Origin of the sequence: Daejeonella sp., assembly GCF_044342615.1 — a bacterium.
Lineage (GTDB): Bacteria > Bacteroidota > Bacteroidia > Sphingobacteriales > Sphingobacteriaceae > Daejeonella.
In genome coordinates this window covers 1-6,678 of record NZ_JBIIPN010000141.1, presented here as the reverse complement: position 1 = coordinate 6,678, position 6,678 = coordinate 1, and the positions used below count along the sequence as shown (strand labels likewise).

Annotated in this window: 5 protein-coding genes; all 5 read right to left on the bottom strand. The window is 38.7% G+C overall.

All coding sequences use genetic code 11. The features are described from left to right. On the bottom strand, positions 1-931 hold a 931-nt coding region (locus ACIQ0D_RS10830; RefSeq protein WP_395805492.1), incomplete at its 3' end, for a Wzz/FepE/Etk N-terminal domain-containing protein. 1 nt (position 932) lies between these two features. Then, positions 933-3,449 carry an SLBB domain-containing protein gene (locus ACIQ0D_RS10825; RefSeq protein WP_395805490.1) on the bottom strand — a complete coding sequence of 839 codons (2,517 nt, stop codon included), beginning with the start codon at positions 3,447-3,449 and terminating at the stop codon, positions 933-935. A gap of 364 nt (positions 3,450-3,813) precedes the next feature. Then, complete coding sequence (gene gmd, locus ACIQ0D_RS10820) at positions 3,814-4,902, bottom strand: GDP-mannose 4,6-dehydratase (RefSeq protein ID WP_395805488.1); 1,089 nt, start codon at positions 4,900-4,902, stop codon at positions 3,814-3,816. Positions 4,903-5,254: 352 nt separating this feature from the next. Next, positions 5,255-6,112 carry a virulence RhuM family protein gene (locus ACIQ0D_RS10815; RefSeq protein WP_395805486.1) on the bottom strand — a complete coding sequence of 286 codons (858 nt, stop codon included), beginning with the start codon at positions 6,110-6,112 and terminating at the stop codon, positions 5,255-5,257. A 175-nt stretch (positions 6,113-6,287) separates the two neighbouring features. Beyond that, a partial coding sequence (locus tag ACIQ0D_RS10810; RefSeq protein WP_395805484.1) for a transcription termination/antitermination NusG family protein occupies positions 6,288-6,678 on the bottom strand: 391 nt, incomplete at its 5' end.

Below are 6,678 nucleotides of genomic sequence, written 5' to 3'. Positions count from 1 at the left end.
AAAGCTCCAAATTCTTCACCAATTCAGTAAGGATAGCCGTATTCGCTTGTACATCAATTTGCCTTTGTTGTCCAGAAGTTCGTAAGACCTGGCGTGAAGCATTCAAGTTCAAAATATTATCATTGGACTGTGCTACACCCGAAATTGCACGGTTTAATTGATTACGCACCGAATCTGTTTGATGTTGTAAAATAGCCACATTCTTAGCAGATTTTTTGGTCTTGGTTTCTATATAAAACTGAGACACCTCGCTAACCAGAGCCTCGGTAAAGGCTTTTGAAAAACTTTCATTCTCAGTTTTAACGGTAACCTTTAAAATGCTTAACTTTTTATCAATTTTGGCCACGGTTAAGAAATCTTTGATTATCTCTTTGTGAATTTCCATTAAAATACTGTCTTGCGCTCTATTAAATCTAGATGGATCTGCAAGTATAGAGTAGCCTAAATTTGTTAATTGTGACTTATCCTCCCAATCATCACGCATTTCTCTAAATGAAATATAATAATCAGCTAAACTTTGGCTTTTGCCATTTACACTAATCGGACTCAAAAGGGCTTTTTGCACCATGGATCTGGATTTCATCAATTCCAGTAAATTATCACCGGCAAATATTCCACCGCCACCACCGCCGCCTAGGTCTAAACCAAATTGGCTTGCTAAACCTAAAGCACCACCTAAGCCTCCGGCAGATTTTTCATCCTCCAATACAAAGCTAAATTCCGCTTTATAAATAGGTTTTTCTATAAAGGCATAGCCCAGACCCAATAAACTACCAATGAAAGCCATCGAAATGATTAGCTTCCATTGCCTCATTAAATAAGCCCACCACTCTTGAATCTTTAAAATTAACTCGCTTAATGAAATTTCATCCGAATCAGAATTGCCAACTGAATTTTGACTCGCATAATCTTGTGTGGTATTGCTATTCATCTTACTTCACCAAATTTAAAATAATAACTGCCATAGAAGCTAAGGCACTAGATATACCCACAATTTCACCAGCAGAAATTGGTCGTTTAGCTTCCTTTTTCGGTACAAATACTTCTGATCCTGGATCTATGCTTGGGTAATTATTAAACAAGAAAACTTTTCTTGTACTGCGTACTGAGCCATTTGCATAAATGACATAGGAGCGTTTAGGAACCGATTTTTCTGAGAATCCACCACCCTGCGAAACATAATATTTAAATTTTTTACCTTCGGTATAACTGGTTGTTACTGGATAAAGTACTGCACCATTTACCTTTACGGTTTGTAATTCTTTCGGGATACGTAATACATCACCTTCCTCTAGAATAAGGTCAGCAGAAGATTTAGGCGCCTCTAAAATTTTCTCTAGGTTAATTCCCACATACACATTTTTAAGAACCTCTTCATCTTTCAAAGATACATTAGTGGTATCCACTGCATTTTCTTGTAAACGCTTTAATTTATTTACCTTTTGTTTCTCCTCTTCCGCTAATTCTTGTTGCGCTTTAGCATCATCCTTATCCAAGCCTTTAACTTTAGTAATTCCTTCACGCTTTAAGGAAGCACCCTTCGCATAAGCTAAGGCTGTTAAACCACCGGCACGTTCTACCAAGTCGGAAACGCGTTCATTTTTATTACTAATGGTGTACATGCCCGGATAAAGCACTTCACCCTCCACTTTTACTTGTCTTTGTATTTCATAACCCATAGAGCTACGTACCGAAACGATATCAAAGGGTTGCAATTCAAATTTAGGCTTAGAAAAATTCAGGTTTTTATCGATATCAATCAAGAAAACCTCGGCTGTTTTGGAGAGTTCGGAATTTTGATCGCTCGAGCGTACTCTTCTTGAAATTTCTACACGCTGCGGACTCGCACTTTCGGAGAAACCACCTGCTTGAATGATTAATTCTTCAACAGTCATGTTTTGCGCATAATCAAATTCTCCAGGTTCTCTAACTTCCCCGTCAATACTCACTTTAAACTCTTCTTGGAGATCAAAAATGGAGGAAATTGAGATTAAGTCTTCACGTTGTAATTGAATATCTGGTGTTTTACCTGAGATAATTGCCGCTACATCAAATGAGATTAATTGCGTCTGATTATCGGCCTTGAGCCTTGTTAAATAGCCTCTAGATAGGAAGGCATCTTCTTTCAGTCCATCGGCTTTTTGGATTAATTGAGAAAGCTTCATTCCGCTTTCTAGCTCATAGGCTCCAGGTCTGAAGACTGCACCTTCAATTTGTACACGGTTGGTAAAACGCTCCAATACACGATCTACAAAATATTTATCGCCCGTAGCTGGCTGATAAGAAGCAAATTGCTCTTTAGCAATATCAGCAATCTTTCGTTCGGTATCGGTATTTTTCAGGACTTTTACTCTTGCTTGATAGGCATTTTCAGTAAAGCCACCAGCATAATTTAGGAGATTGGCATAGCTTTCGCCTGCTTTCAATTCATAAATACCCGGTCTTTTCACTTCACCCACGATTTCGATGCGTGATTGATATACCGGAATGCGGATGATGTCTTGATCTTGTAATTTTAAATTAGTGGCAATTTCGCCCTTCATTAAGAACTCATAGATATCTAAAACGGCAATTTTCTTTCCCGAGCGGATCAATTCAATGGCACGAAAGGAACCATTTTCTGTCGGACCGCCAGATGAGTATAAGGCATTAAATACTGTTGCCAAGGAAGGGAGCGTATAAGTACCAGGAGTTTTAACTTCTCCCGTCAATATCACCTTAATACTTCTGATATTGCCAATCGCCACATTTAAGCGTGTATTTCCACTGGATAAACCTGCATAAACCGTCGCCATGCGTGATTTAATGCGCGTAGTGGCTGCTTCAATAGTTAGGCCAGCTACGGGAATAATACCTACATATTCAACCTTGATGGTTCCTTCAGGACTCACCTTAAGATCATATGACACTTCAGAATTACCAGTCAAATCGATTAATAATTGGTCGTTAGCACCAATCACATAGCCTTTAGGCGTAGCGATATTCAGATTAGGTTCAAAGGTTTGATTTTTATTTTTGAAAAGATCGGCACCAAATATTTTAGAGCGAAGTTCTAACAATGCTTTTTCGGCCTCAGTTTCGGGATCTTTTTCAATGCTGATGCTATCCTGTTCAGCTTCAAAGCTACGGCCATCAGTATTTTTCTTGGTATTTACTTTATTAGGATCCGCTTGATCTTGGCCTTTTTTATCGCCTTTTTTCAGCTTATCAACACGTTCACGCAATTTTTTAACTTCTTCGGGGCGCATGCCACGTGATTGCGCGATCTGCTCGAGCTGCGCTTCCCCTAGTCCGCTAGCCTCCACCTGGCGCATAAAAGCACGCACCTGATCATCACTTAGCTCATCCACACGGATATTGCTGAGGTTTTGAGGGTTAACCTGGGCTAAAACCGGCATACTAAAGCTTAAAAACAGTAAAAGACTGAATAGTTTAAAAAGTTTGTTCATGTTTAAATTTTTCAATTTCGTAAAGTTATGGAAATTGTGGGAATGTTTGTGTTTTTATGTCATTGCGAGCGAAGCGAAGCAATTGCTTCGTCGTACCTCCTCGCAATGACATGGCGCTTAAAAACCGATGTCTAACATTGCGAGCGTAGCCCCTTTGTCATTGCGAGCGAAGCGAAGCAATTGCTTCGTCGTACCTCCTCGCAATGACAAGGCGCTTAAAAACCAATGTCTGTCTTGTCCTAAAACGAAGTTCCCTCTCTACGTTCGGGATGACAGGTGCGTGGCGTTTAAAAAAATTAATTGATGTTCCGATTTCCCCTCTCCGCCTAGTCTGACAACTGATAACTGACAACAGACAACTCTCCTATTTCCTCATCACCACCAAATCCCCCATCACCATCTCCTTCACCAATCCCGCTAAATCGTATTTCGGTTTCCAACCCAATTTCGTATTCGCTTTGGTTGGATCACCAATTAATAAATCAACCTCTGTTGGTCTGAAATATTTAGGGTCCACCTTCACTACTGTTTGGCCAAATTTCATCGCTGTGGGATCAATTCCCAAAGACTTACATTTATCCTCGTCAATATCAATAATTACACCCTTCTCCTGCTCATCCTTCCCACTAAATTCAACCTCAATACCCAGCTCCGCGAAACTCATTTTCACGAAATCCCTTACGGTAGTGGTTACACCTGTTGCAATTACGAAGTCTTCTGCTTGCTCCTGTTGTAAGATCAACCACATGGCCTCCACATAATCTTTCGCATGTCCCCAATCGCGCTGAGCGGATAAATTACCCAAATAAAGGCAATTTTGTTGCCCTAATACAATATTTGCTGCCGCTCTAGTGATTTTACGAGTCACGAAAGTTTCACCTCTTACCGGACTCTCATGATTGAATAAGATACCGTTGCACGCATACATATTATAGGCTTCACGATAGTTTACCGTGATCCAATAGGCATACATTTTAGCCACTGCATAGGGTGACCGTGGATAAAAAGGGGTTTTCTCAGATTGCGGGACTTCCTGCACCAAACCGTATAATTCGGAAGTGGAAGCCTGATAAATACGTGTTTTCTTCTCTAAACCGAGAATTCGTATAGCCTCCAAAATCCGTAAAGTACCAATACCATCTGCATTAGCGGTGTACTCTGGTGTATCAAAGCTCACATGTACGTGACTCATCGCTGCCAGGTTATAAATCTCATCTGGCTGCGTCTCCTGAATGATGCGAATGAGGTTAGTTGAGTCGGTTAAATCACCATAATGCAATTTAAAACGCACATTCATCTCATGCGGATCCTGATAAAGATGATCTATCCTATCTGTATTAATAGAAGAACTCCTACGCTTTATCCCATGCACAAAATAACCCTTTTCTAAGAGTAATTCTGCTAAATATGAGCCATCTTGGCCTGTGATGCCGGTGATTAGGGCGGTTTTCATTGTTTATCGGTTGTCAGTTATCGGTTATCAGTTATCGGTTGTCAGTTATCGGTTGTCAGTTGTCGGTTATCAGTTATCAGACTAACGACATCTAAGGCTAAAAATATTCGGGTTATTATCCGTTAAAAATCTCATTAATCATCCTAATCTTAAAAATCATAGTTCAGACAATTTGATCGGTTGTCAGAATTAGTTGGCTGTTATCAGTCTAACGACATAAAAATCAGTTGTCAGTTGTCAGACTGGGCGGAGAAAAGAAAGCGGGAATTTCTCACATCTCACATCTCATATCTCATATCTCACATTTCATCCAATATATTCATGAAAATCATCTAAATCATAGTTAAGACAATTATTGTTTAACTAATTGTTCTAAAAAAGGAGCAACTGGCAGTTGTAATTTGGAGAAAGCAAACCATTTCTTTCCTAAGTCTTTTAATGAAGCCCCAATGTGATATAATTCTTTATTGTCGATGATTAAGAAACGATCATGTGATTTTTTCAAAATCTGAATTGAAATGGGATTATACTGTTGATTGTGTTTCTCTAAGTCAAGCTTCAAAACAGAATCTACCTTATTTGTATAAATTGTAGCCTTTGCTTTTGCTATACGCTTTGAGAGTAATAATAAAACACTTTCATCACAATAATTATCTATTAATACAATAGATTTTTGAGCTGACTTTATAATTCTTGATACAATTTCATACGCATCAAAAATTTGTCCATCATAAAATATACCTTGATTTGGAAGTAAGTTTGGTTTTAGGATTAAATCAAATTCATTGTTTTTTATTTCCAACGAATTGATTTTTTTCTCTATAACTTCTACACGATGATTAAGTGCATAGCCTTTGAGTAAATAATCCTTTAATATAGAATTAGCCCAAATCCGAAATTGTGTACCTGTCTTTGATTTAACGCGATAACCAACCGAAATAATAATATCAAGATTGTATAATTTAACTTTTCGCTTGACGTTTCGTCCGCCTTCATTTTGAGCTGTCAAGTATTCCTTGACAGTTGAGTTTTCCTCTAACTCCCCCTCCTTAAAAATGTTATTAATGTGCAAACTAATATTTTGCTTAGTAGCATTAAACAAAATAGCCATTTGTAATTGCGTTAACCAAACTGTTTCATCTTCTATGAGAACCTCAATAGAACTAGAAAGCGAATTATCTTGATATAAAATAACCTGGTTTGCACTCATTAATATTAATTGAAAATCAATTTCTCAAAATTAGCTATCTCCCATTCTCCGCCCAGCCTGACAACTGATAACTGACAACTGACAACCGCTAACTGACAACTCCCAGACGTGGCTTCGCCCCTTCAGTCCCATTTTCGATTCCGGGACATCCACAAATAAGCTATAAAGAATATTCTTAAGTAGTTTTTATCTTCTCAACAATATTCTTCCTCAGGTCTACTTTTACTTGTAAACCAAGATCTTGTAAAAGTAGCGTGAGGTGATTCCCTTTGCTTTCTATTACCTGAGCTTGTTTATCGAGTAATGCGCCCGATTTAATTATAATTCTATCATTGGCTTGGAAGCTATGTGCTTCAATGCTTTCGTGATCATATTCTTGGAGCCAATTTTTAAGAAGCTCCATTTCTTTCTCTCTAATGGTGGCCGGTTTGCCACAGTGAAAAACGTAGCGAACTACCCCTTGCACCGCTAAAACCTTCTCCCGATCGCTGTCGGATACTTGCACAAAGCAGTAGGACCGAAATAAAGGCTCCTCCACCCACTTCCAGCGATCACTCCACTGTTTT

Coding starts and splice junctions, on each gene's coding strand:
- ACIQ0D_RS10825 (WP_395805490.1), bottom strand. CDS start 3,449: ATGAACAAACTTTTTAAACTATTCAGTCTTTTACTGTTTTTAAGCTTT.
- gmd (WP_395805488.1), bottom strand. CDS start 4,902: ATGAAAACCGCCCTAATCACCGGCATCACAGGCCAAGATGGCTCATAT.
- ACIQ0D_RS10815 (WP_395805486.1), bottom strand. CDS start 6,112: ATGAGTGCAAACCAGGTTATTTTATATCAAGATAATTCGCTTTCTAGT.